The 19,120-nt window shown below is 63.9% G+C and carries 23 protein-coding genes; 9 read left to right on the top strand and 14 right to left on the bottom strand.

The window, feature by feature from the left end; translation table 11 throughout:
• Window positions 1–41: 41 nt before the first annotated feature.
• Both I6F12_RS12795 and xoxF5 read right to left on the bottom strand, forming a co-directional pair.
• Complete coding sequence (locus I6F12_RS12795; protein ID WP_036007993.1) at window positions 42–533, bottom strand: c-type cytochrome, methanol metabolism-related; 492 nt, start codon at window positions 531–533, stop codon at window positions 42–44.
• Window positions 534–646: 113 nt separating this feature from the next.
• The gene (gene xoxF5, locus I6F12_RS12800; protein WP_036029357.1) at window positions 647–2,452 is read right to left on the bottom strand and encodes a lanthanide-dependent methanol dehydrogenase XoxF5; all 1,806 of its coding nucleotides are present in this window, start codon (window positions 2,450–2,452) and stop codon (window positions 647–649) included.
• 514 nt (window positions 2,453–2,966) lie between these two features.
• Here xoxF5 and I6F12_RS12805 point away from each other — a divergent pair.
• Window positions 2,967–3,935 carry a helix-turn-helix domain-containing protein gene (locus I6F12_RS12805; RefSeq protein WP_025037738.1) on the top strand — a complete coding sequence of 323 codons (969 nt, stop codon included), beginning with the start codon at window positions 2,967–2,969 and terminating at the stop codon, window positions 3,933–3,935.
• Window positions 3,936–3,990: 55 nt separating this feature from the next.
• Here the strand turns inward: I6F12_RS12805 and I6F12_RS12810 are convergent, their stop codons facing one another.
• The 4 genes from I6F12_RS12810 to I6F12_RS12825 all read right to left on the bottom strand — a co-directional run bounded on the left by I6F12_RS12810 (window position 3,991) and on the right by I6F12_RS12825 (window position 8,047).
• Entirely contained in the window at window positions 3,991–4,980 is a 990-nt protein-coding gene (locus I6F12_RS12810; RefSeq protein ID WP_036029360.1) for a tripartite tricarboxylate transporter substrate binding protein, read from the bottom strand.
• 111 nt (window positions 4,981–5,091) lie between these two features.
• Entirely contained in the window at window positions 5,092–6,021 is a 930-nt protein-coding gene (locus I6F12_RS12815) for a transporter substrate-binding domain-containing protein (protein WP_036007940.1), read from the bottom strand.
• Window positions 6,018–6,371, bottom strand: a complete 354-nt coding sequence (locus I6F12_RS12820; protein WP_036007938.1) for a cytochrome c — start codon at window positions 6,369–6,371, stop codon at window positions 6,018–6,020. The genes I6F12_RS12815 and I6F12_RS12820 overlap by 4 nt, the downstream gene beginning before the upstream one ends.
• 11 nt (window positions 6,372–6,382) lie before the next feature.
• Entirely contained in the window at window positions 6,383–8,047 is a 1,665-nt protein-coding gene (locus I6F12_RS12825) for a methanol/ethanol family PQQ-dependent dehydrogenase (RefSeq protein WP_036007936.1), read from the bottom strand.
• Window positions 8,048–8,365: 318 nt separating this feature from the next.
• On the opposite strand from I6F12_RS12825, the gene I6F12_RS12830 reads away from it, so the two are divergent.
• From I6F12_RS12830 to I6F12_RS12850, 5 genes are all read left to right on the top strand, one after another.
• Complete coding sequence (locus I6F12_RS12830; protein ID WP_036007934.1) at window positions 8,366–8,758, top strand: EF-hand domain-containing protein; 393 nt, start codon at window positions 8,366–8,368, stop codon at window positions 8,756–8,758.
• Entirely contained in the window at window positions 8,755–9,240 is a 486-nt protein-coding gene (locus I6F12_RS12835) for a hypothetical protein (RefSeq protein ID WP_225127670.1), read from the top strand. Before I6F12_RS12830 ends, I6F12_RS12835 begins: the two co-directional genes overlap by 4 nt.
• A gap of 218 nt (window positions 9,241–9,458) precedes the next feature.
• Window positions 9,459–9,539, top strand: a complete 81-nt coding sequence (gene pqqA / locus I6F12_RS12840) for a pyrroloquinoline quinone precursor peptide PqqA (protein WP_008562446.1) — start codon at window positions 9,459–9,461, stop codon at window positions 9,537–9,539.
• A gap of 228 nt (window positions 9,540–9,767) precedes the next feature.
• Window positions 9,768–10,640: a hypothetical protein gene (locus I6F12_RS12845; RefSeq protein WP_225156475.1), complete on the top strand. Its 873-nt coding sequence runs from the start codon at window positions 9,768–9,770 to the stop codon at window positions 10,638–10,640.
• A 223-nt stretch (window positions 10,641–10,863) separates the two neighbouring features.
• Entirely contained in the window at window positions 10,864–11,073 is a 210-nt protein-coding gene (locus I6F12_RS12850) for a hypothetical protein (protein WP_036007926.1), read from the top strand.
• Window positions 11,074–11,097: 24 nt separating this feature from the next.
• On the opposite strand, the gene I6F12_RS12855 is transcribed toward I6F12_RS12850, so the two are convergent.
• The 5 genes from I6F12_RS12855 to I6F12_RS12875 are packed head-to-tail and all read right to left on the bottom strand — an operon-like array spanning window position 11,098 to window position 14,759.
• A complete protein-coding gene (locus I6F12_RS12855) occupies window positions 11,098–11,445 on the bottom strand; it encodes a hypothetical protein (RefSeq protein WP_225156476.1) in 348 nt (115 codons plus the stop codon).
• A 25-nt stretch (window positions 11,446–11,470) separates the two neighbouring features.
• Window positions 11,471–12,280 (bottom strand): pentapeptide repeat-containing protein, encoded by an 810-nt coding sequence (locus tag I6F12_RS12860; protein WP_225127874.1) that lies wholly within the window; start codon window positions 12,278–12,280, stop codon window positions 11,471–11,473.
• A gap of 47 nt (window positions 12,281–12,327) precedes the next feature.
• Complete coding sequence (locus I6F12_RS12865; RefSeq protein WP_109142936.1) at window positions 12,328–13,056, bottom strand: ATP-binding cassette domain-containing protein; 729 nt, start codon at window positions 13,054–13,056, stop codon at window positions 12,328–12,330.
• A complete protein-coding gene (locus tag I6F12_RS12870; RefSeq protein WP_036007920.1) occupies window positions 13,046–13,783 on the bottom strand; it encodes an ABC transporter permease subunit in 738 nt (245 codons plus the stop codon). The genes I6F12_RS12865 and I6F12_RS12870 overlap by 11 nt, the downstream gene beginning before the upstream one ends.
• A gap of 1 nt (window position 13,784) precedes the next feature.
• The gene (locus I6F12_RS12875; protein WP_225112040.1) at window positions 13,785–14,759 is read right to left on the bottom strand and encodes an ABC transporter substrate-binding protein; all 975 of its coding nucleotides are present in this window, start codon (window positions 14,757–14,759) and stop codon (window positions 13,785–13,787) included.
• Between the two features lie 87 nt (window positions 14,760–14,846).
• Here I6F12_RS12875 and I6F12_RS12880 point away from each other — a divergent pair, with 87 nt between their 5' ends.
• Window positions 14,847–15,206, top strand: a complete 360-nt coding sequence (locus I6F12_RS12880; protein WP_109142938.1) for a hypothetical protein — start codon at window positions 14,847–14,849, stop codon at window positions 15,204–15,206.
• A 203-nt stretch (window positions 15,207–15,409) separates the two neighbouring features.
• On the opposite strand, the gene I6F12_RS12885 is transcribed toward I6F12_RS12880, so the two are convergent.
• Window positions 15,410–16,228 carry a quinoprotein dehydrogenase-associated SoxYZ-like carrier gene (locus I6F12_RS12885; RefSeq protein WP_225156477.1) on the bottom strand — a complete coding sequence of 273 codons (819 nt, stop codon included), beginning with the start codon at window positions 16,226–16,228 and terminating at the stop codon, window positions 15,410–15,412.
• A gap of 54 nt (window positions 16,229–16,282) precedes the next feature.
• Window positions 16,283–17,206 carry a quinoprotein relay system zinc metallohydrolase 2 gene (locus I6F12_RS12890; protein WP_225112025.1) on the bottom strand — a complete coding sequence of 308 codons (924 nt, stop codon included), beginning with the start codon at window positions 17,204–17,206 and terminating at the stop codon, window positions 16,283–16,285.
• A gap of 126 nt (window positions 17,207–17,332) precedes the next feature.
• Here I6F12_RS12890 and I6F12_RS12895 point away from each other — a divergent pair, with 126 nt between their 5' ends.
• Both I6F12_RS12895 and I6F12_RS12900 read left to right on the top strand, forming a co-directional pair.
• Window positions 17,333–18,217: a substrate-binding domain-containing protein gene (locus I6F12_RS12895; protein ID WP_192893120.1), complete on the top strand. Its 885-nt coding sequence runs from the start codon at window positions 17,333–17,335 to the stop codon at window positions 18,215–18,217.
• Complete coding sequence (locus I6F12_RS12900; protein WP_225156478.1) at window positions 18,214–18,774, top strand: PQQ-dependent catabolism-associated CXXCW motif protein; 561 nt, start codon at window positions 18,214–18,216, stop codon at window positions 18,772–18,774. Before I6F12_RS12895 ends, I6F12_RS12900 begins: the two co-directional genes overlap by 4 nt.
• Window positions 18,775–18,805: 31 nt before the next feature.
• On the opposite strand, the gene I6F12_RS12905 is transcribed toward I6F12_RS12900, so the two are convergent.
• The gene (locus tag I6F12_RS12905; RefSeq protein ID WP_036007909.1) at window positions 18,806–19,108 is read right to left on the bottom strand and encodes a copper-binding protein; all 303 of its coding nucleotides are present in this window, start codon (window positions 19,106–19,108) and stop codon (window positions 18,806–18,808) included.
• Window positions 19,109–19,120 lie beyond the last annotated feature (12 nt).

Consider the following 19,120-nt stretch of genomic DNA (forward strand, 5'->3'; position numbering starts at 1 on the left):
CATCAGGCGCCAAGAAGTAGTCCTGGCAGCCCTCGTAACGTTCATTTCTTGCCCATGCAGGCGTCTTCAGCCTGGGTATAGGCCTCCGTCTTCTCCTCCTTTTTCGCAGGACGCTGCCGGCCCAAGGCGTCGGTGGAGCGCGCGCGGAGATAGACGTAGAGATCGTCCATGTAGCAGGCGACGTTCGGGTTGTCGCCGAAGGCCGGCATGACGTTCTCCTGCGCGGCCGAGATGTTCTTGCGGCCGGAGGCGACCACGCCGAGGAAGTCGCCGTAGCTCATCGACTTCACGGAATCCCTCAGCGCCGGCGCGTATGTCGATCCCATGCCGTCGGGGCCGTGACACACGTGACAGTCCGAATGATAGCGGCGGTATCCGGAATAGGTGAACCAGTCCACGGTGCCGTCGGCCGAAATCTTGTAGGTCGGGTTTCCGTCCTTATCGAGCCACTTTCCGTCGTCTTCCTTCTTCACGGCGGTCGGGTCGCCCGGACCCTCTGCGACCGCGCTTCCTCCGGACACAACGAAGATCATCATCACAGCAATGACAGAGCAGATTTGACGCAAGAGATTGTTCCTCGGTCGGCATTCGGTGGAGACGAGCCGGCGCGTGGAGCGATCCACGCGCCGGAGCGATGCTGACGGGTTTAGTTCGGCAGCGAGAACACGGTCAGGGTACCGCCGAGCGCCGTGTAGTTGCTGAGGGCCGCGTAGCCGCCGACCGCACCGAGGCCTGCGGTCGGGTCGGTCAGGCCTGCCGCCAGTCCGATGCCGGCCCAGCCGCCCACGCCGGAGAGAATGGCAATGTATTGCTTGCCATTGTTCTCATAGGTGGTGACGTTGCCGATGATGCCCGAGGGAGTCTTGAACTTGTAGAGCTCCTTGCCGGTCTTGGCGTCGACCGCCTTCAGGTAGCCTTCGAGCGTGCCGTAGAACACCACGCCCCCGGCGGTTGCGAGCGCACCCGACCAGACCGAGAACTGCTCCTTGTTCGACCAGACGATCTTGCCGGTCTTGTTGTCCCAGGCGATGAAGTTGCCCATGTGGCTTTCGCCCTGCGGCGGATACATCGAGAGCGTCGCACCCACATAGGGCTGACCCGCGGTGTAGCTCACCTTGAACGGCTCATAGTCCATGCAGACGTGGTTGGTCGGAACGTAGAACAGCTGCGTGTCCGGCGAGTAGGCTGCCGGCTGCTGGTCCTTGGTGCCGAGCGCGGCCGGGCAGATGCCCTTTGTGTTCTTGTCCTCTCCGCCGTGTTCGGTCGAGTATTGTGCGACGACCTTGGGACGGCCGTAGGTCGGCGAGTTCTTGTCCATGTCGACGCCGCTGGTCCAGTTCACCTTCGGGTCGTACTTCTCGGCGACCAGCAGTTCGCCGCTCTCGCGGTCCATCGTGTAGGCGAGGCCGTTGCGGTCGAAGTGCGTCAGCAGCTTGCGGTTCTGACCGTTGATCTGCTGATCGCTGAGGATCATTTCGTTGACGCCGTCATAGTCCCATTCGTCGTGGGGCGTCATCTGGTAGACCCACTTCGCCATGCCGGTGTCGGCATCGCGGGCGAAGATCGCCATCGACCATTTGTTGTCGCCGGGACGCTGCTTCGGGTTCCAGGTCGAGGGATTGCCCGACCCGTAATAGACGAGGTTCAGAGCGGGATCGTAGGAGATCCAGCCCCAGGTGCAGCCGCCGCCGATCTTCCACTGATCGCCCTGCCAGCTCTTCAGCGAAGAGTCCGGGCCGACCGGCTTGCCGAGCGAGGTCGTCTTCGCCGGATCGACCTTGATCTGATCATCCGGGCCTGTGGAATAGGCGCGCCAGACCTGCTTGCCGGATTTGAGGTCGTATGCGGTGACATGGCACTGCACGCCGAACTCGCCGCCGGAGATGCCGACCAGGACCTTGTCCTTGACGACCAGCGCAGACGACGTGCCGGTCTCGCCCTTCGCGGGATTGCCGTTGGTCGCCGACCAGGCCACCTGGCCGGTCTTGGCGTCGAGCGCGACGAGGTTGGTGTCGGCCTGATGCAGGATGATCTTGCCGTCGCCATAGGACAGGCCGCGGTTGACGGTGTCGCAGCACATAACGGGGATGACGTTGGGATCCTGCTTCGGCTCGTATTTCCAAACGATCTTGTTCTCTTGCGAAAGGTCAATGGCGTAGACCTTGTTCGGGAACGGCGTATGGACGTACATCATGTTGCCGATGATCAGCGGGCCGCCTTCGTGGCCACGCAGTACGCCAGTCGAGAAGGTCCAGGCAACTTGGAGTTTCCCGACATTCTGTGCGTTGATCTGGTTTAGCTTCGAATAGCGGGTATTGGCGTAGTCGCCCGCCGGCATCACCCAGTCTTTCGGGTTTTGCGACATCTTGATCAGCTCGTCATTTGCTGAAGCGCTGCCGACGGCGAGAGCCGCCGCCGAACCAAGACAGGTCGCCAGAAGCACCTTGCGCATAGTCATTCCTCCGTTGGTCTCGTTTATTATTTCCGAAGCATTGCTCAATCGCCGGGCTTCTCGTCCGGCGTCTGCTCGTGCAGGGCGGTCACGATGGGGACCAGAAACGATGCTGTGCTGTTTCCTCCTCCTGATGAGAGCCACGGGTCCACGTGCAGGAGCGGCCCGTTCTTGTTGTTCCTGCCGCAATCCCTAACGGCTTCGCCATCGGGAAACTTGCCCAAGAGCGAAGGCGGTTTGCTCGACAGCGCACGGAGGTGAAGATTTTGATTTTGCAGTAGCGAATTCAGCGGCTTCGGTGCGCCCTCGAGGCCGGCCTCGGCGCTCAGGTTCCCCTTGACGGCGCTGCAACTAAGGCGGAGGATTAAGTTTCAAGAGTGGCAATGGAACGATGGCGCTCGTTGCAAGAGACCGCTCAAATGCGAGGTAAACGTCACGCAATCACGGCTGAGGGCTCCGGCAGCGCTGGTTGCGATTCGCGCCGAACCTCCGGATCAAATCAGTGGCTGGATTAATGTCCGACACCATTCACACGCTCTCGACGACCGGAATGACGCCGAAGCGGCAGATCCAGAGCTGGATCGACGGGCTCACGAGCCTGTGCGGGCATTTCGACGTCGATCCGCTGGAAGCGTCCTCGCTCGAAGGTCGCATCGATTACACCACGGTCTCGCGCCTGAAGCTCTGCCAGATCGAGGTCAGCCAGCATCGCATCGCGCACACGCTGGCGCGCGCCAAGGCCAATGAACACCCGTACATAAAAATCCACTTCCAGACCTACGGCGTGTCTTATTTCGAACAAGAAGGCCGTCACATCGAGATCAATCCGGGCGACATCATCGCCTATGACGTCTCCTGTCCACATTCGATCATCAGTCCCGCCTTTACCCGTCACGACGTGGTGATCGTGCCGAAGGCGCTGCTGCGCGACCGCGGATTCCCGTCGCAGCGGATGCCGGCGTGCAAATTGACGGCGAAGACGGGGACCGGGCGGATCGCCCACGATTTCGTCCATGCCACCTTCGACGAGGCGGCAAAGCTGTCGGCCAACAGCGCGGTCGGCGTCGCCGATTCGCTGATCGACCTGTTGCTGCTGCCGCTGCGCGAAGCCGACACGATGTTCGATCGTGTCGGGCCCGAAGCGATGTATGTGCGCGCCCAGTTCTTCATCCGGGAGCACTTGCGCGACCCGGATCTGTGCATCGACCAGATCTCGGCCGAGCTCGGTTGCTCCAAGCGCTATCTGCACATGCTGTTCTCGGAGCGCGGCACCACGGTGAGCGACTACATCTGGCAGGCGCGGCTGCAGAACTGCCGCCAGGAGCTCGAGGCCCACGCCGGCAAGACTATTACCGACGTCGCCTTCTCCTGGGGGTTCTCCAGCTCATCGCATTTCAGCCGGGTGTTCCGAAAATACTTCGGCGTGGTGCCGTCCTCGATCCACAAGGCACAGCAGGGCGCGGCGAGCTCGGGCGAGCATTAGACGCGGTTTTTCCAGAAGCGGCGAGGCCGTCCTTCCGATGCGCCCAACTTTCTGATCAGGCCGGCTCGAGGCCCAACGACTTCGCGCTCTCGATCCAGATCGGCAGCTCGCGCTGGTACAGCGCATTAGTCTCCTTGAAGCCGATCGCGGGCTCGAGCACGAAAGTCGAGAGAACCTCCTTCACTTTCGGATCGGTGTTGGCGGCGACGCAGAGCTCGGCCAGGCGGTCGACGACGGCTTGCGGCGTCGCCTTGGGCACGGCCCAGCCGGTAAATCCGCTCACGGTGAAGAATTTCGACGTCGCGCCCTGCTCGGGAAGGGTCTTGATCGCGGGGATCGCATCGACCTTCTTCGAATGCACGGCGAACACCGTGCCGCGGTCGCTTTGCAGGACCGACTGCGCGGCCGTGTAGCTGCCCATCGCGGCATCGAGGGTGCCTTCCAGCATTCCCGTCCACATCGGCGCCTCGCCGCGATAATGCACCGGCTCGATGTTGAGACCATACTGCTTGTTGAGCTCGTTGACGGTCATGTGCGGGGCCGAGCCCGCGCTGTAGGTGCCGAAATTCACCTTGCCGCTCTTGCGCGCGAAGGCGACGAAATCCTCCAGCGTCTTGACCCCGGTTTTCGGGTTCGCGACCAGCAACAGGCCCGCGCCGGGAATGACGCTGACGAGCGTCAGATCCTTGTCCATGTCGTAGCCGGGATTTTTCATCACCACCCGGTTCATGATGTAGGTGGTCGAGATCGAGCACAGGATGGTGTGGCCGTCGGGCTCGGCGCGGGCGACTTCCGCCGTCCCGATCGCGCCGGAGGCGCCGGGCTTGTTCTCGATGACGACGGTCTTGCCGACCTGCTTGGAGATGAACTCGCCATAGGCGCGCGCGAGCAGGTCGGTCTGGCCGCCGGCGGGATAGCTGCAGATCATGCGAATCTGCCGCGCCGGCCAGCCGCCCTGTGCCGATGCGCCGCGCGCGACGAACGGCATCGCCAGTGCACCGGTACCGGCGGCGATGAAGTGGCGGCGATCGAGCTTGGCGGACATGATTCTCTCCCTGATTTTTGCCGAACCTACTGCATCAGGCCGTCGCTGCCATGGGCCGCAGGCGAGACAGATTGGCGCATTGGCTCGCACTGCGTTCGGGCCGCGGGAGCCTCACCGCTGGATGATCTTCGTCCAGACATCGCCGAGGATCGCGGGCTCGCGCGGCGGCAGATAGGTGAGGCCGGCCTGCTTGCCGAATTCGGCGATCTTGCCCGAAGCCGTGAGCTCCGTCAGCGCCTTGTTGACGGCCGCGATCAGCGCGCCATCGCTGGCGAGCCCGACATAGCCGCGATTGGCTCCGATCGGATAATAGTAGCCGGACGCCGTGATCGCCGTGTCCGGGTGCGCGGCGCGATGGGCGTCGAAGCGGGCAAGATCGATCAGCGTCGCGTCATGGTCGCCGCGCTCGAGTCCGCCGAGGAGATCGTCGCGGCCGGGGACGAGATGGGTGATGTTGTCGATCAGGCGCCCCTTGTCGAAGGTCATCAGGATGGCGTCGCCGAGCGATCCGCTTTCGATGGCGAGACGAAGGCCGGCGAGATCGCCGATGTCGCCGACCTTGCGCCCGCGGGCCTTTGGCCCCAGCACCACCGTCATCGGCGAATAGATGTAGGGCTGGCTCGGCGCGAGCACGCCGAGCGGGACGCGGCGCCGCCGATCGTCGCGCGTGGCGCCGGCGAAACCCGGCAAGCGCGCCGTCTTCATCCCGGGTGCGACAAGCGAATCCTGCGTCAGCGCGTAGCCGCCGACCAGCGAGCAGCGCCCGTCCGAGAGCAACGCATTGGCCTCGAGCTGCGGGCTCGAATCCTCATCCAGCCTGCTCTCGAACCACTGGATCTTCAGCGGGCGTCCCATCCGCTCGGCGATCGCCTGCGCCAGCAGCACGTCGAAGCCGGCATCCGGCTTGTCGCGGCGATGCACCGAGAGCGGCGGCCGGTCCTCGTCGAGACAGACCTTCAGAGGATCGTCGGCTGCGAGAGCGACCGACGCCATCGCGGACAGAACGGCCGCAACGCTCCAGGCAACGCGCCGGCCCCTCATGGCTTCCTCCGGCTGGAGACGAACGCCCAGAGGTTTCCGATCTCGTCGTCGCTGAGAATGTCGGCCCAGGGTGGCATCTTGTTGTTCTTGCCGTTCTTCACCGTGGTGACGAAGCGCGTCTTGTCGTCGGGAATGGCACGCAGATCCGGCGTGACGGTGCCGGAATTCATCAGATTGGGGCCGTGGCAGTGGGAGCATTTCGAGGCGTAGGTCGACTTACCATGGTCGATCTGCGCCTGCATGGTATTGCCGGTGGTGTCATCGGCGCGGGCGGTCGCCGCATGCGCGACCGAGAGCACCGCGACGGCGGCGATCATCGCCGCCGTCTTGTGAGAGATCACTTTCAGCATCGTACCCGTGTTTACTGCTTGACCGCAAAGACCCACAGCGAGCCGCCGGGCGGCACGTTGGCAAGCCGCTCGTCGCCGGAGAACAGCGAGTAGACGCCGCCATAGCCGCTCGTCACGGCGACATACTGCACGCCGTCCTGCTGCCAAGTCACCGGCTGTCCCTCGATGCCGGAGCCGGTCTGGAACTGCCAGAGCTTCTTGCCGGTGTCGGCGTCGAAGGCCTCGAACTCGCCGGTCAGCGCGCCAGAGAATACGACGCCTCCGGCCGTCGAGAGCACGCCGGAGAAGCGCGGAATGTCGCTCGGCGCTTCCCATTTCGATTTGCCGGTCATGGGATCGATAGCCTTGAGATGGCCGCGCGGCCCGTCGCCGTATTCCCAGAGGTCGGTCAGGTCCATGCCGAGGTACCATTCGCCCTGCTTGTAGGTGACCGGCTCGGTCTTGTACCTGCCGCCGAACGCGAGCGTGTTGGCATAGGCAAGGCCGGTCTGCGGATTGAACGACATCGGCTCCCAGTTCTTGCCGCCGAGGATCGAGGGATAGACCGTCACCTTCTTGCCCTCGCGTGCGTCCTTCGAGATGTCGGTCTCGATCGGACGTCCGGTCTTCATGTCGATGCCGGTCGCCCAATTCACCTTCACGTAAGGATTAGCCGCGAGCAGCTTCCCGTTGGTGCGGTCGAGCACGTAGAAGAAGCCGTTGCGGTTGGCATTCATCAGCGTCTTGGTCGGCTTGCCCTCGATGTTCACGTCGGCGAGCACCATCTCGGCCACGGCGTCGTAGTCGAACGGATTGTTCGGCGAGAACTGGTAGTGCCACTTGATCTTGCCGGTCTTGGGATCCAACGCCAGGACGGAGCAGGTGTAGAGATTGTCGCCGGGGCGCACCGCCGAGTTGAACGGGCCGGGATTGCCGGTGCCCCAATAGATCGTGTTCAGCTCGGGGTCATAAGAGCCGGTGATCCAGGTCGAGCCGCCGCCGAGCTTCCAGGTGTCGCCCTTCCAGGTGTCGCCGCCGGGCTCGTCCGGCGAGGGGATCGAGTGGGTTCGCCAGAGATGCTTGCCAGTCGCCGGATCCCAGCCGTCGATGAAGCCGCGGGTGCCGAATTCGGCGCCGGAAATGCCGGTGATGACGACGCCGTCGGCAACGAGCGGGGCCACCGTCATCGAATAGCCTTCCTTGATGTCGGCTGCCTTCTGCCGCCACAGCTCCTTGCCGTTCTTGGCGTCGATGGCAACCACGTGGGCATCGAGCGTCGTACGGAACAGCTTGCCCTCGTGAATCGCGACGCCGCGGTTAATGATGCCGCAGCAGACGATTCGCGGCGTCTCCGCCGGATATTCGATCTTGCTCTTCCAGATCTGCTTGCCGGTCTTGGCATCGACCGCCATCGTGGCATTGTGCGAGGTGACGTAGATGACGCCCTGATAGACGATTGGCTGTGATTCCTCGCTCCGATCGTCATTGAAGCTGTAATTCCAGATTGGGACGAGATTCTTGACCGTATCCTTGTTGATCTGCTTCAGCGTCGAGAAGCGCTGGAGATTGTAGCCCATTCCGTAATTGAGAACGTTCGATGTGTCGGTCGCACCCTTGACCAGCTGCTCGGTGGTTTGTGCATTTGCACAGGTTGACGCAAGCATGACGAGGCTCGCGGCCATCGCAAAGCGTTTCATCCGTTCCTCCCAAAATGCGCGCCTTTTGACGCTGCGGCTGCAACACTCCGTCGGAAACCAAAACGCGTCAATACGAAAGTCGTAACTGCCGTGCCGATATCGTCGGCGGTCACCTGACGGAAACCTGACAAAGGCAACTCCAACTTGTGCTCAGACGCTGAGAAATTCCGCGACGCGAAGCACTATTGGGAGCAGGGCAATGCATCTCTACCGGTTGTGGCGCGCGCAAGTTGCAGGTCCAAACTTGAACCGAGGGCCGCTTGCGGGTTTATCTCGGCTCTGCCCCATTGATCTGGGGGCTATGTCAGGGAGGTCTCGATGATTTCGGCTCGCTCGATTGCCCTTGCACTTGTGATTGCACTGTCGGCCGGTCCGGCGTGGTCGGCCTCCGGCAATGCGGTCAAGTTGTTCGACACCGACAATGACGGTACGCTCGATCTTGCCGAGGTGAAGAAGGTGGCCGCCGCCTCGTTCGCAAAGCTCGATCCCGATCGCGACGGCACGCTCGATGCGCGCGAATTGCGTGGACGGTTGAGCGCGAAAGAACTCGCCGCGGCAGACCCCGACCGCGACGGGACCCTCACCCTCGACGAATATCTGTCGGTGGTCGAGCAGCGTTTCAACGCAGCCAATCCCGACAAGGATGGAACGCTGGATGCGAAGGAGCTGAATTCGCGTGCCGGGCGCGCGCTCGTACGATTGCTCCGGTGAAGCGCCGCAAGCGGAACGGGCATGACGGGCGTAACGTTTGCGATCATTCCGGCCTGACGCTCGGGAACATCGGGCTGCTCGGCCTGTTTCTCCGCATGTCCTGCCGGCGCCGGGGCTGCGCTGCGGGAGAAAAGGAGATGCAAATGAATACGAAGCGTTCCCTTCTTGCTGCCTGCGCAATCCTGACGCTGAGCGCCGGGGTTGCGGTCGCCGGTCCCTGCAACACCGGCAGCGCCAGCACCGACAAGACCGACAAGGATGCCGGTTCTGGCCCTGTCACCGTGGGCTCCGCGCAATCGCACACGTCCGGTTCGGCGAGCGATAGCAGCCAGCATCCGCCGACCAGCACGATGAACCGGGCCAGCGGTGAATCGCCGGCGTCGTCCGAGGATGCGCAGCGGCAAATGCAGAGCGAGCCGACGGCGGCTCAGCGCGCCGCGGGCGCCAAGCCGAATGCCGAAATGGCCGACAAGGACTGCTGACGGCACCGTTGTCGATTGGACGCGCGGTGCATTGCACAAGGCGGTGTCTCGCTGGTCGTGTTTGACCAGGAGGGAACTTGCTTTGTCCGAGAGAGAAATTGCGGCCGCGAAGTATCGGCACAGACGTGACGGCAGTCGAATCGAGGCTTGAACTGCACTCGACGCAGCCCTAGGTTTTTCGCCGCGCGATGTCGCGCTCAATACCTTGGGAGACCCGAATGGCTTGGAAAGCTCCGAAGATCGTGGAAGTGCCGGTCGGCATGGAAATCAACATGTACGCCTGCGCCTCGCGCAAGTAAGACCGACGACCTGCCGCGGCTTCGATGGCAAACGCCGTCGGAGCCGTGGCAGTGTCGGATCTGCGCCTCGCCGTGCTCCATGCTTTGCGGATCGCGCGAAAGCCGCACGTGGAGGGGCTTCAATTCTTTCCCCGCAAAATTTCGACCGTGCTCTGCGGCAGTGTGTTACGCTGACGCCCGGTCAGCGCTGCTGCCGCATCACAGCGGCGCGCGCCTTTGGGGCACGGGATGGGCGGCAGAGCCTGCAAGTTCTGGACGGTGATCGTGTGCGCGATCGTGCTGGCGCCGGCGCGCAGCAGCGCCGCCGAGGCAGGTTTTGATACCGAGCACATCTTCGGCTTCATGATCGGCACCGATATCGGCAATGTCGGCGAGCGCGAATTCCAGACCCAGACGACGGGGCGCTTCGGCAGAGGCGGGGGCGCTTATCGCGCCCTTGAACATGAGGTCGAGATCGAGGTGGTGCCGCTGCCGAATTTTCGTGTCGAAGTCGGCGGCACCGCCAGCTTGCACCACATTACCGGCGTCCCTGACATCGACGACCGCCGCCAGTTCAACTTCCAGGGCATCTCGCTTGACCTGCGCTATCGCCTGCTCGACCGTGAGCGCGCACCATTCGGCTTCACGATTGCGGCCGAGCTCCACGGCGACCGCATCGACGAGACCAGCGGCGCGAAAGGGCGGATGTACGGCACCGAATTTACGCTCGCCTTCGATCGCGAACTCATTCCGAACTTCGCGATCGGCGCCCTCAACCTGATCTACCAGCCGGAATGGGCGCGCTTCGAGATTGGAGGGGCATCCGAGAAGAGCTCGACGATCGGGGCCGCGTTTGCCGGCCTGGTTCGCGTGCGGCCCAATGTGCTGCTTGGCGGCGAGATGCGCTACTTCCGGCAATATGAGGGCATCGGCCTTAGCGAGTTCTCAGGCCAGGCCCTGTTTGTCGGCCCCACCGCCTATTTCCAGCTCTCCGAGCGTTCCCGGCTCACCGCAAGCTGGAGCATGCAGGCCTGGGGGCGCCCGGCCGGCTCAGGCGGCAATCTCGACCTCGTCAATTTCGAGCGGCATCAGGCGCGATTGGTGTTTGGCGTGAACTTCTAGCGCGGAAGATCGTCTTGCCCGGGCTTCTCCCGGCTACGCTGCCGAAGCCGCTTCGGCGAGGCGACGGCCCGGGCATCCACGTTCTTTGTTCCACGAGGCAAGGCGTGGATGGCCGGGACAAGCCCGGCCATGACGAGGCTTCGGCGCTATGAAACTTCCCCCTCCTTCGCGCGTAGCTTCATGTGCTAATCTCTCCATCGCCCCCTTGCGAGAGGATCCCGGCATGAACCCGATTGACCTGGTGGTGACTGTGTGCGCGGTGCTCTCGCCTGCGACCTGCGAGGAGCGGCATCTGGTGTTCCACTATTCCGGGTCGCCGCGGCAATGCGCGATGGCCGCGCCGCCCTATATCGCGCAATGGGTCGGTGAGCATCCGAAGTGGCACGCGGTGAAGTGGCGCTGCGAATATCCACACCCGAACGACAAGGCATAGCAGCTCCAACGGAGAGCCGCTGCGCTACTTGGTGCAGTCCTTCAGATCCTTGTCCGCAATCGAGAACACTGCATCCGCCTTGATCTCGATATCGCGGACGATGCACTGCCGTGCATTGGGGTAGCTGACCCTGGCGTCGTAGCGGCCGGGCTCGATGCCGTTGATGCGCAACCGCTCGTCGTGGTCGACCTCCTTGTCCTTGTCATTCAGGCACTGGTTCGGACCCCAGTCGGTCTTGCCCGCGGGTGCGAGCTGGAAGCCGGAGATGGTCTCCGTCGTGAGATTCCAGAGCCTGATGCCCTTGCCCTTGGTCTGCGCGGCGGCTTCGCCGGCAAGCGTCAACAACGCGATCAAAGCAAGAACCCCACGCATCAGCCAGTCCTCCCAAAGGGCGCCGTCATTCCTTGATCAGGCGCTCGCGGTTCTTTGCCTTGTCGAAATTCTTGGCGCGGTCAAGGCCGTTTGGTGCGATCAGCTTCGCCGAGACGAGATCGGCGCCGTCGAAATCGGCGTCGATGACGATGGCGCCGGTCAGATCGGCTCCGCCGAGTTGGGCGTTTTTCAGTGATGCGCCGCTCAGATCGGCGCCCCTGAGGACTGCGAATTCGAGGTCGACGCGCGACAAATCGGCGTTGCGCGCGTTCAGCCGTTCCAGCTTGGCGGATCTCAGCACCGCGCGCATCAGTCCCATCGACTGGTTGCGCATATCGGCGCCGAGATTCGCGTCCGCGATCGAGGCGCCGACCAGGCTTGCGCCGGTGAGGTCGGCAGCGATGCGCGCTCCTGACAGGTTCGCACCGTCGAGACGCGCGCGGGCCATTTGCGAGGCGAATAGATTGGCGCCCTTCAGGCTTGCGCCGGTAAGATCCGCATCCAGCAGCCACGCCTGATCGAGGATCGCACCGTCCAGCCGGGCGTCTCGAAGTATTGTCTTGTTGAGCCGCGCGGCGCGTAGAACCGTGTTGGACAGGTCCAGCCCCGAGAGATCGAGACCCGACAGGCGTTTGCCGGTGAAATCGGCAGGCTGCTTTGGGCTCGCTTTGGCCAACATGGCCTCGACCTCCGGCCTCGTCATTTCAGCCGAGACCATCGCGGGGGAGGTGAGGTCGACGCCACGCATCATGTCCTGCGCGCCCGCCGTCACCGCAACGAGTGCGAGGCTAAGCGCTGCAAGACCAAGCGTTGCGAAGGCGACTGTTCGTGTCATCATCAGCTCCGCCGCCCGCTAATCTAGCACGTCCGCCAGGCGACCGGCTATGAGGCATCTCGCTCAGTGCGGTCGCCTTGAGTTCGTTGCGCGAGGCCGGCCTTGATCGCCGCAATTTCGGCTTCGCCGCGTGTGTCGCGCGGGATGCCGATAGGCACCTCGGCCACGATCCGCGCTGGTCGCGGCGATAGGAAGAACAGCCGGTCGCCCAGGCGCACGGCATCGTCCAGGCTGTGTGTCACCAAAAGCGTCATCACCGGCCGGCTCGCGACCAGCGTTGCAATTTCATCGCGCAAGCGTCCGGCGAGAGCGTCATCGAGCGATGCCAGCGGTTCGTCGAGCACCAGAATATCCGGCTCGACGGCAAAGGCGCGGGCGAGCGCCACGCGCCGGGCCAAACCCAGCGAGAGCTCACCGGGATAGTGGTCGCGATGCGCTTCCAGCTCCAAAATCCTGAAGAGCTCGGCGAGCTTGGCATCAGCGACATCGGGCGCAGCCAGCCGCACATTCTGCTCGACCGAGCGCCACGGCAGCAGGCGCGGCTCCTGGAACACCATGCCGATCCGTGCCTCCGGCGGTCGCGCGACGTGGCCCGCAAAGTCGTGGTCCAGTCCCAGGATGATACGCAGCATCGTGCTCTTGCCGCAGCCCGAGGGGCCGATCAGCACGCCGACCTCGCCGGATTGCAGCGCGAACGTGACGGGCGCCAGCACCTCGTGCGTTCCGCCCGCGGCACTCCTGAAAGTCTTGCCCGTGATATCGACCTCAAGCCGCACGGGGCCGCCACCTGTTTGCGCGGGCTTCGAACGGCTGCACCAGCAAGGTTTCTATGACGAGCACGACGGCGGCGAAGGTGAGGGAATAGGCCAGCAGCCGCGGCGTGTCGAACAGCTGGAAGGCGACGCCGATCTCGAAGCCGACGCCGTTCGGCCGCCCCAGCAGCTCGGCGACGAGCACGATCTTCCACACCAGCGACAGGCCGGAGCGGGCCGAGGCCGCGATATAGGGCGCCAGTTGCGGCAGCACGACGTGGCGGAAGGCGCGCCAGCGCGGCATTGCGAACACGCTCGCCATCTCGTCGAGCGAACGGTCGAGCGCGCGCGTGCCCTCGCGCAAGGTGACGATGGCGGTCGGCAGCTTGTTGATGGCGATCGCTGCGATCGCGGCGGCCTCGGTGAGGCCAGCCCAGATATAGGCCAGCACGATCACGACCAATGCGGGCAGGTTGAGCAGCAGGATCAGCCAGGGATCACCGAGCCGGTCGGCGAGCTTCACCCGGCCCATCAAATAGCCGATGGCACTGCCGAGCGACATCGCGAGTGTGAAGGCGAGCGCGACGCGCGCCAGCGTGGCGCCGAGATGCAGGAATAGCGCGCCGCTTGATGCTTCCGCGATCATCACCTGAAGCACCGCCGGCGGGGAGGGCAGCTTTGCGCCGCCGACCGCGAGCGCGGCAATCCACCAGATCGCGAGGAACAGGGCGAACGACAGCAGGCGCAGCACCTCAGTCTCCGGGGACTGCGTGATAGAAGGTGCCGGGATCGAGCTCGGCTGCGGGGCCGACGAGGTCGCGGCCGCCGATCTCGGCCAGCACGCGGTAGAGCACGCGCGCGTCCTTTTCCTCGTCATCGATGCTCCGGCGCGGAATGCCGTCGCTGTAGCGATCGCGGTAAGTCTTGAGCAGGGCGGGATCGGTCGTGCCGGTAAGCGGCGCGACCTTGTCCCAGGCCGCATCCGAGGTCGCCAGCAGTTCCTTGGCCTTGCGGGTCATCGCGATGAAGCGCGCGACTGCCTCCTTATGGCTCGCCGCCCAGCTCTCGTCGAAGACATAGCCGACCGCGGCGACCGCGCCTTTGGCGCCCAGCTTCGGCAAGATGTCCTCGATGCCGGTCAGGCGCCTGAAACCCTTGGCCTCGAGCTGGGCGCAGAAATTCCAGAAGTTGAGGCTCGCATCCATCTCGCCGTCCAGCGCCTTGGCGGCGATCAGCGGCGGGGCGCCGTAGACGATGGTTGCTTCCGATTTCAGGTCGACGCCGTCCTGCTTCATCCGCGCCTGCAGCAGCAGCCAGCTCTTGTCGATCGCCCCGCCGGCGACCGCGAGCTTGCGGCCCTTGAGGTCGGCGAGCGTCTTGATCGGCGATGAGGCCGGCACCATCACGGCGCCGAGCGCGCTGGAATAGGGATAGAAGGTGAGCTTCGCACCGAGCGTGCGCTCGCGCGACACCCACAGCCAGTCCGACAGGATGATGTCGGCGCTGCCGGCGCGCATCGCGATCTTGCCGGCCTCGGTGCTCGCGAGCTCGGTGACCTCCAGCGCCAGGCCGGCCTCCTTGTCGAGGCCGGCGCTTCGGATCGCGGCCAGCTCCCACGAGAATGTTCCGGTCTTCTGCACCGCAAGGCGGATTGTGTCCGCAGCGCCGGCAGGTGCGGCTAGCGCCAGCACCGTTGCGAGCGCCCAAATTCGCGCCAAAACTGTCATCACCTTGTGAGCCGTTTCCTCTGACAGAGTGCTTTTCAGCACAATACGCATAGCATAGCCTTGGTCGCAACCAGCGGGAGGACGCGCATGGATCTGGCCGGACGGCTACGACCGATTGTCGCCGCATTGACGGCGCTCGCTGCCAGCGTATGCGTGGCACGGGCCGAAGAGGCCAATGATTATCCCACCGCGGCGCGCGCGGAATACGTCTATGGCTGCATGAAGGCCAACGGCGAGACGCGCTCCGCGATCGAGCAATGTTCCTGCTCCATCGACGTGGTCGCCTCGATCATACCCTACGAGCGCTATGTTACCGCCGAGACCGCGCTCAGCATGTCGCAAGTGCGCGGCGATCTCGGCGTGCAGTTTCGCACCTCGGAGCAGGCCAACTCGGCGGTGAATGACTTAAGGCGCGCGCAGGCGGAAGCCGAGGTGAGGTGTTTTTAGCTATCGCGGCACAGACGGTGCGATCTTCCTTCTCCCCTTGTGGGAGAAGGTGGCGCGAAGCGCCGGATGAGGGGTTCTATCGGCATATTCCAGCATGAGAGGCAGGTGGGCGCGGAAACATACCCCTCACCCGTCTCGCCGCTACGCGGCGATCCACCCTCTCCCGCAAGGGGAGAGGGGGCTTCAGCGAAAGTCTGACGAAACTAAGTCCCCGGCTTCTCCACCTCCCATTCATTGCGGAACACATGCCCGTCCGTATCCCGGGCCTCCGCACGAAAGCGCTTGGCGCCGTTGGAGAGATAGGTGAAGCGCAGGTTGGGATCTTCCGAGATCGAGATGCCGCCTTCCATCGACAGCACGGGGCTATCGTCCTGCGTCAATCTGAGCTGGTTGATGAAGAAGGCGGGGATATAGAGCTGCGTGACCTGGTCCATCTGCAGGCCGGAATTGTTGGGATGGCCGATCATGATCTGCGCTTCGCGCAACCGGCTTGCCGGACCCTCTTCACGGGCGAATTGCCGGTAGCGCATCTGGCCGAGCCGGTTCTTGGCTTCCTCCACGTTCTTTGCAGCCGGCGCCGAGCAGCCGCCAGAGGCCTTCACATAGACTTTCGAGACGTAGAGCTGGCCGTCGCTGAGCTCGGCGACCGCGTGCACGTCGGTGTAGTTGTTGACGCGCACACGGGTCGAGATTTCCGTGACATTGGCGTCCGGGCCGAGTTCGAACTTCGCGGCCATCGGCGCGGGATTGCGGTCGATCACCAGCGTGATCGAACGGATGCGTCTGCTGTCGCCGGGCGACAGCTTGCTGCGCAGCGTCACCGGCACGATGGCGGCATCCTCGGCGCGATAGGGCATCTCGATGCCGATGACCTCGGCGCCGTCGTTCATCGGCCGGTTGCTGAAGATGTCCTGCACCAGGCCCGGCCAGGGATCGGAGGCCTCGTCCGCCTGCGCCGGCACGGCAAAGGCGATGCCGAGGAGCAGGGCAATCAGGGGCAGGCGGCGTGTGCATGCCGTCATGGTCATGCTCCTCGGTTTAGGTGAAGCTGATCTCCTGCCAGCGTAGCGCGCCCGCTATTCCCATTCAATTTCCGAAAATGCTGCAGTTGCGTTGCGGGCGTTGTAGTCCTCGAACAGCTGCCAGTGCGGCCGCTCGTCCGCCGCCGCCTTGTCCGCAGCGGCGCGGATCGGCGCGCCCCTCTTGTTCAGGGCGCGGACGTCGGACAGCAGCGTTGACAGGTAACGTCGTTGATCGCTCAGCGCCGCTGGCCAGTCGCTCACAGGACCGTGACCGGGAACAACGCGCAGCGCCGGGATCGTCTCCAACTCTTTCAGCGTGGCGAGCCAGCCGCGAATGCTGCCGTCCATCACCGGAATGTGGCCGAGAAAGACGAGATCGCCGGCAAGCAGGGTTTTGGTGCTCTCGTCGAACACGGTCAGATCGTTGTCGCTGTGCCCGGCCGGCCAAGCGCGCAAGGTCAAGCGGCGCGAGCCCAGATCGAGCGTGAGCGTGTCCGTTACGAGCAGGGTCGGCGGTACGATCTTCACGGGATCGATCAGCTCGGGGCCCATGAGGCGCCTGAAATTGTCGAGATAGAAGGGCCCGCGGCTCGCCAGCGCCTGCGGCAGCTTGCTGTGGCCGACGAAGCTGGTTCCCTCTGCCATGAAGGCAGCATTGCCGAAGACATGGTCGGGATGGCCATGGGTGTTGATGACATAGCGGATCGGCTTTTGCGTGCGCGCTCGTACCGCCGCCAGCAGCGCCTCGCCTTCGCGCAGGCTGCCGCCAGTGTCGATCACGGCCACCGCGTCACCTCCGATGATGAAGCCGATATTGGCGATGCCGCCTTCATTCTCGCGGCTCATCAGCGCTATGGCCCCGGAGTGTACGAAGATTCCCGGCGCGACTTCGCTCACAGGCAATTCGCCCGCCCCGGCGCGTGCTAGCGTAGCTGTTACCAGGGACAAGGCTGCGATCACGAGAGCGATGCGAGACACTTTTCCGCCTCAGTTCAAAGGATTGGCCTCATTGCACTGCAACAAAGCAAAGCCGGCAAAAGTTGGCACACGTGGCGCGTCATGCGTTGCATGGATAACATTCAAACAAAACGAGGAGGAAGCGCGATGACGCAGGCCGGACGACATCGTCGCTGGTGGTTTTCACTCTGGATCGTGATCGCATCGTGTGCCTATGGCGATCTCGCCATCGCGCAGACCAACGAGACCGGAGATCTCTCATTCGAGCTGGTCGACCCGAAGGTGCTGCGCGTCTGCGCCGACCCGCGCAACCTGCCGTTCTCGAACGAGAAGGGCGAGGGCTTCGAGAACAAGCTCGCCGAGTTTCTGGCGGACAAGCTGCAGAAGAAGCTGGACTACGTGTTCTTCCCGCAGGCCGCCGGCTTCGTGCGCATGACGTTGGGTGCGCATCGCTGCGACGTCATCATGGGCTACCCGCAGGGCGACGACCTCGTGCAGGGCACCAATCCCTATTACCGCACGACCTATGCACTGGTTGCCAAGACCGGTAGCGGGCTCGAGGACGTCGACACGCTGGAGGACGCACGCCTGAAAGGTAAGCATATCGGCATCGTCGCCGGCACGCCGCCGGCGACCAATATGGCGTTGGCAGGCCTGATGGGCGATGCAAAGCCCTATCAGCTGATGATCGACACGCGCTTCGACAATTCCGCGCAGGCGATGATCGACGACCTCGCTGCCGGCAAGATCGACGCCGGCGTGCTCTGGGGACCGATGGCCGGCTATTATGCGAAGAAAGCCGGCCCCTCGCTGCACGTCATGCCGCTGGTCAAGGAGACCACCGGGTCCAAGCTGGTTTATCGCATCGGCATGGGCGTGCGACCCGCCGACCAGAACTGGAAGCGGCAGCTCAACCGGGTGATCCAGGAGAACCAGGGCGAGATCAACAAGATCCTGCTCGATTTCGGCGTGCCGCTGCTGGACGAGAACAACCGGCCGCTCGGCGCGGAGACGGCCAAGAAGGCGCCATGAGCCGGCCGCTTGCCGCTGCGTTCGTCGTTGCCTTGCTCGTGGCCCCGGCGTCGGCGCAGCAGCAGGAGCCGTTCGAGCCCGAGGGATATCGTACCGACAATTATCGCGCGCCGGTGCCGGCGACGCTCGCTGGCGCGCGCGTGCTCACGACCGGCGAGGCGGAGGCGATCTGGCGTGCGAACAGCGGCACCTTCGTTGACGTGATGCCGCGCGCGCCGAAACCAAAGAACCTTCCTGTGAGCACGGTGTGGCGTGACGCGCCGCGCAGGAACATTCCGGGCAGCTTCTGGCTGCCGGACACCGGCTACGGCAACTTGCCGCCCGCCATGGACGATTATCTTCAGCGTGGCCTCGCGCGCGCCTCACGCGGCGACAAGGCCGCGCTGCTGGTGATCTATTGCCTCGCCGATTGCTGGATGTCCTGGAACGCGGCGAAGCGTGCGCTCGCTTACGGCTATGCCAACATCGCCTGGTATCCTGACGGCACCGACGGCTGGGAGGGCGCGAAGCTGCCGACGGAAGAGGCGCAGCCGGAGCTGCGGCCGGAGCAACATTGATGCAAGCAGGAGAGATCAGGCGCCAGCGCCGTTACTTCTGCTTCTGCAACTTCGTCAACGTGCCCGTACCGTTGGTCTCGGTCGCAGAATAGCTCACCCTGTCGCCGGCATGGACGGCATCCAGCATCGCCGCATCCTTGGCCTTGTACTCCTGGAGCGCGCCGGCGCTGCCTGTGCTGGCGCCGACCGTGCCCTTCTGGGTCTGCTGGATCGAAATCGTGCCGTTGAGCCGATCGATCCGCGTGATCATCCCGGTCATGTCGTCAGCAAAGGCGCTGGTTGCGAGCATGCTGAGGACCGCAGCGCCCGCAAACATGATTCTTGTGGTTCCCATCGAGGCCTCCCG

This window comes from Bradyrhizobium sp. IC4059 (assembly GCF_020193615.1).
Taxonomy (GTDB): Bacteria; Pseudomonadota; Alphaproteobacteria; order Rhizobiales; family Xanthobacteraceae; genus Bradyrhizobium; species Bradyrhizobium yuanmingense.

What these genes read in the sequence shown, in the direction of transcription:
- I6F12_RS12905 (WP_036007909.1), bottom strand. Translation starts at nt 19,108, where the DNA reads ATGGGAACCACAAGAATCATGTTTGCGGGCGCTGCGGTCCTCAGCATG.
- I6F12_RS12875 (WP_225112040.1), bottom strand. Translation starts at nt 14,759, where the DNA reads ATGACAGTTTTGGCGCGAATTTGGGCGCTCGCAACGGTGCTGGCGCTA.
- I6F12_RS12855 (WP_225156476.1), bottom strand. Translation starts at nt 11,445, where the DNA reads ATGCGTGGGGTTCTTGCTTTGATCGCGTTGTTGACGCTTGCCGGCGAA.
- I6F12_RS12900 (WP_225156478.1), top strand. Translation starts at nt 18,214, where the DNA reads ATGAGCCGGCCGCTTGCCGCTGCGTTCGTCGTTGCCTTGCTCGTGGCC.
- I6F12_RS12810 (WP_036029360.1), bottom strand. Translation starts at nt 4,980, where the DNA reads ATGTCCGCCAAGCTCGATCGCCGCCACTTCATCGCCGCCGGTACCGGT.
- pqqA (WP_008562446.1), top strand. Translation starts at nt 9,459, where the DNA reads ATGGCTTGGAAAGCTCCGAAGATCGTGGAAGTGCCGGTCGGCATGGAA.
- I6F12_RS12885 (WP_225156477.1), bottom strand. Translation starts at nt 16,228, where the DNA reads ATGACGGCATGCACACGCCGCCTGCCCCTGATTGCCCTGCTCCTCGGC.
- I6F12_RS12825 (WP_036007936.1), bottom strand. Translation starts at nt 8,047, where the DNA reads ATGAAACGCTTTGCGATGGCCGCGAGCCTCGTCATGCTTGCGTCAACC.
- I6F12_RS12880 (WP_109142938.1), top strand. Translation starts at nt 14,847, where the DNA reads ATGGATCTGGCCGGACGGCTACGACCGATTGTCGCCGCATTGACGGCG.
- I6F12_RS12795 (WP_036007993.1), bottom strand. Translation starts at nt 533, where the DNA reads ATGATCTTCGTTGTGTCCGGAGGAAGCGCGGTCGCAGAGGGTCCGGGC.
- xoxF5 (WP_036029357.1), bottom strand. Translation starts at nt 2,452, where the DNA reads ATGCGCAAGGTGCTTCTGGCGACCTGTCTTGGTTCGGCGGCGGCTCTC.
- I6F12_RS12895 (WP_192893120.1), top strand. Translation starts at nt 17,333, where the DNA reads ATGACGCAGGCCGGACGACATCGTCGCTGGTGGTTTTCACTCTGGATC.
- I6F12_RS12860 (WP_225127874.1), bottom strand. Translation starts at nt 12,280, where the DNA reads ATGACACGAACAGTCGCCTTCGCAACGCTTGGTCTTGCAGCGCTTAGC.
- I6F12_RS12850 (WP_036007926.1), top strand. Translation starts at nt 10,864, where the DNA reads ATGAACCCGATTGACCTGGTGGTGACTGTGTGCGCGGTGCTCTCGCCT.
- I6F12_RS12845 (WP_225156475.1), top strand. Translation starts at nt 9,768, where the DNA reads ATGGGCGGCAGAGCCTGCAAGTTCTGGACGGTGATCGTGTGCGCGATC.
- I6F12_RS12830 (WP_036007934.1), top strand. Translation starts at nt 8,366, where the DNA reads ATGATTTCGGCTCGCTCGATTGCCCTTGCACTTGTGATTGCACTGTCG.
- I6F12_RS12805 (WP_025037738.1), top strand. Translation starts at nt 2,967, where the DNA reads ATGTCCGACACCATTCACACGCTCTCGACGACCGGAATGACGCCGAAG.
- I6F12_RS12815 (WP_036007940.1), bottom strand. Translation starts at nt 6,021, where the DNA reads ATGAGGGGCCGGCGCGTTGCCTGGAGCGTTGCGGCCGTTCTGTCCGCG.
- I6F12_RS12820 (WP_036007938.1), bottom strand. Translation starts at nt 6,371, where the DNA reads ATGCTGAAAGTGATCTCTCACAAGACGGCGGCGATGATCGCCGCCGTC.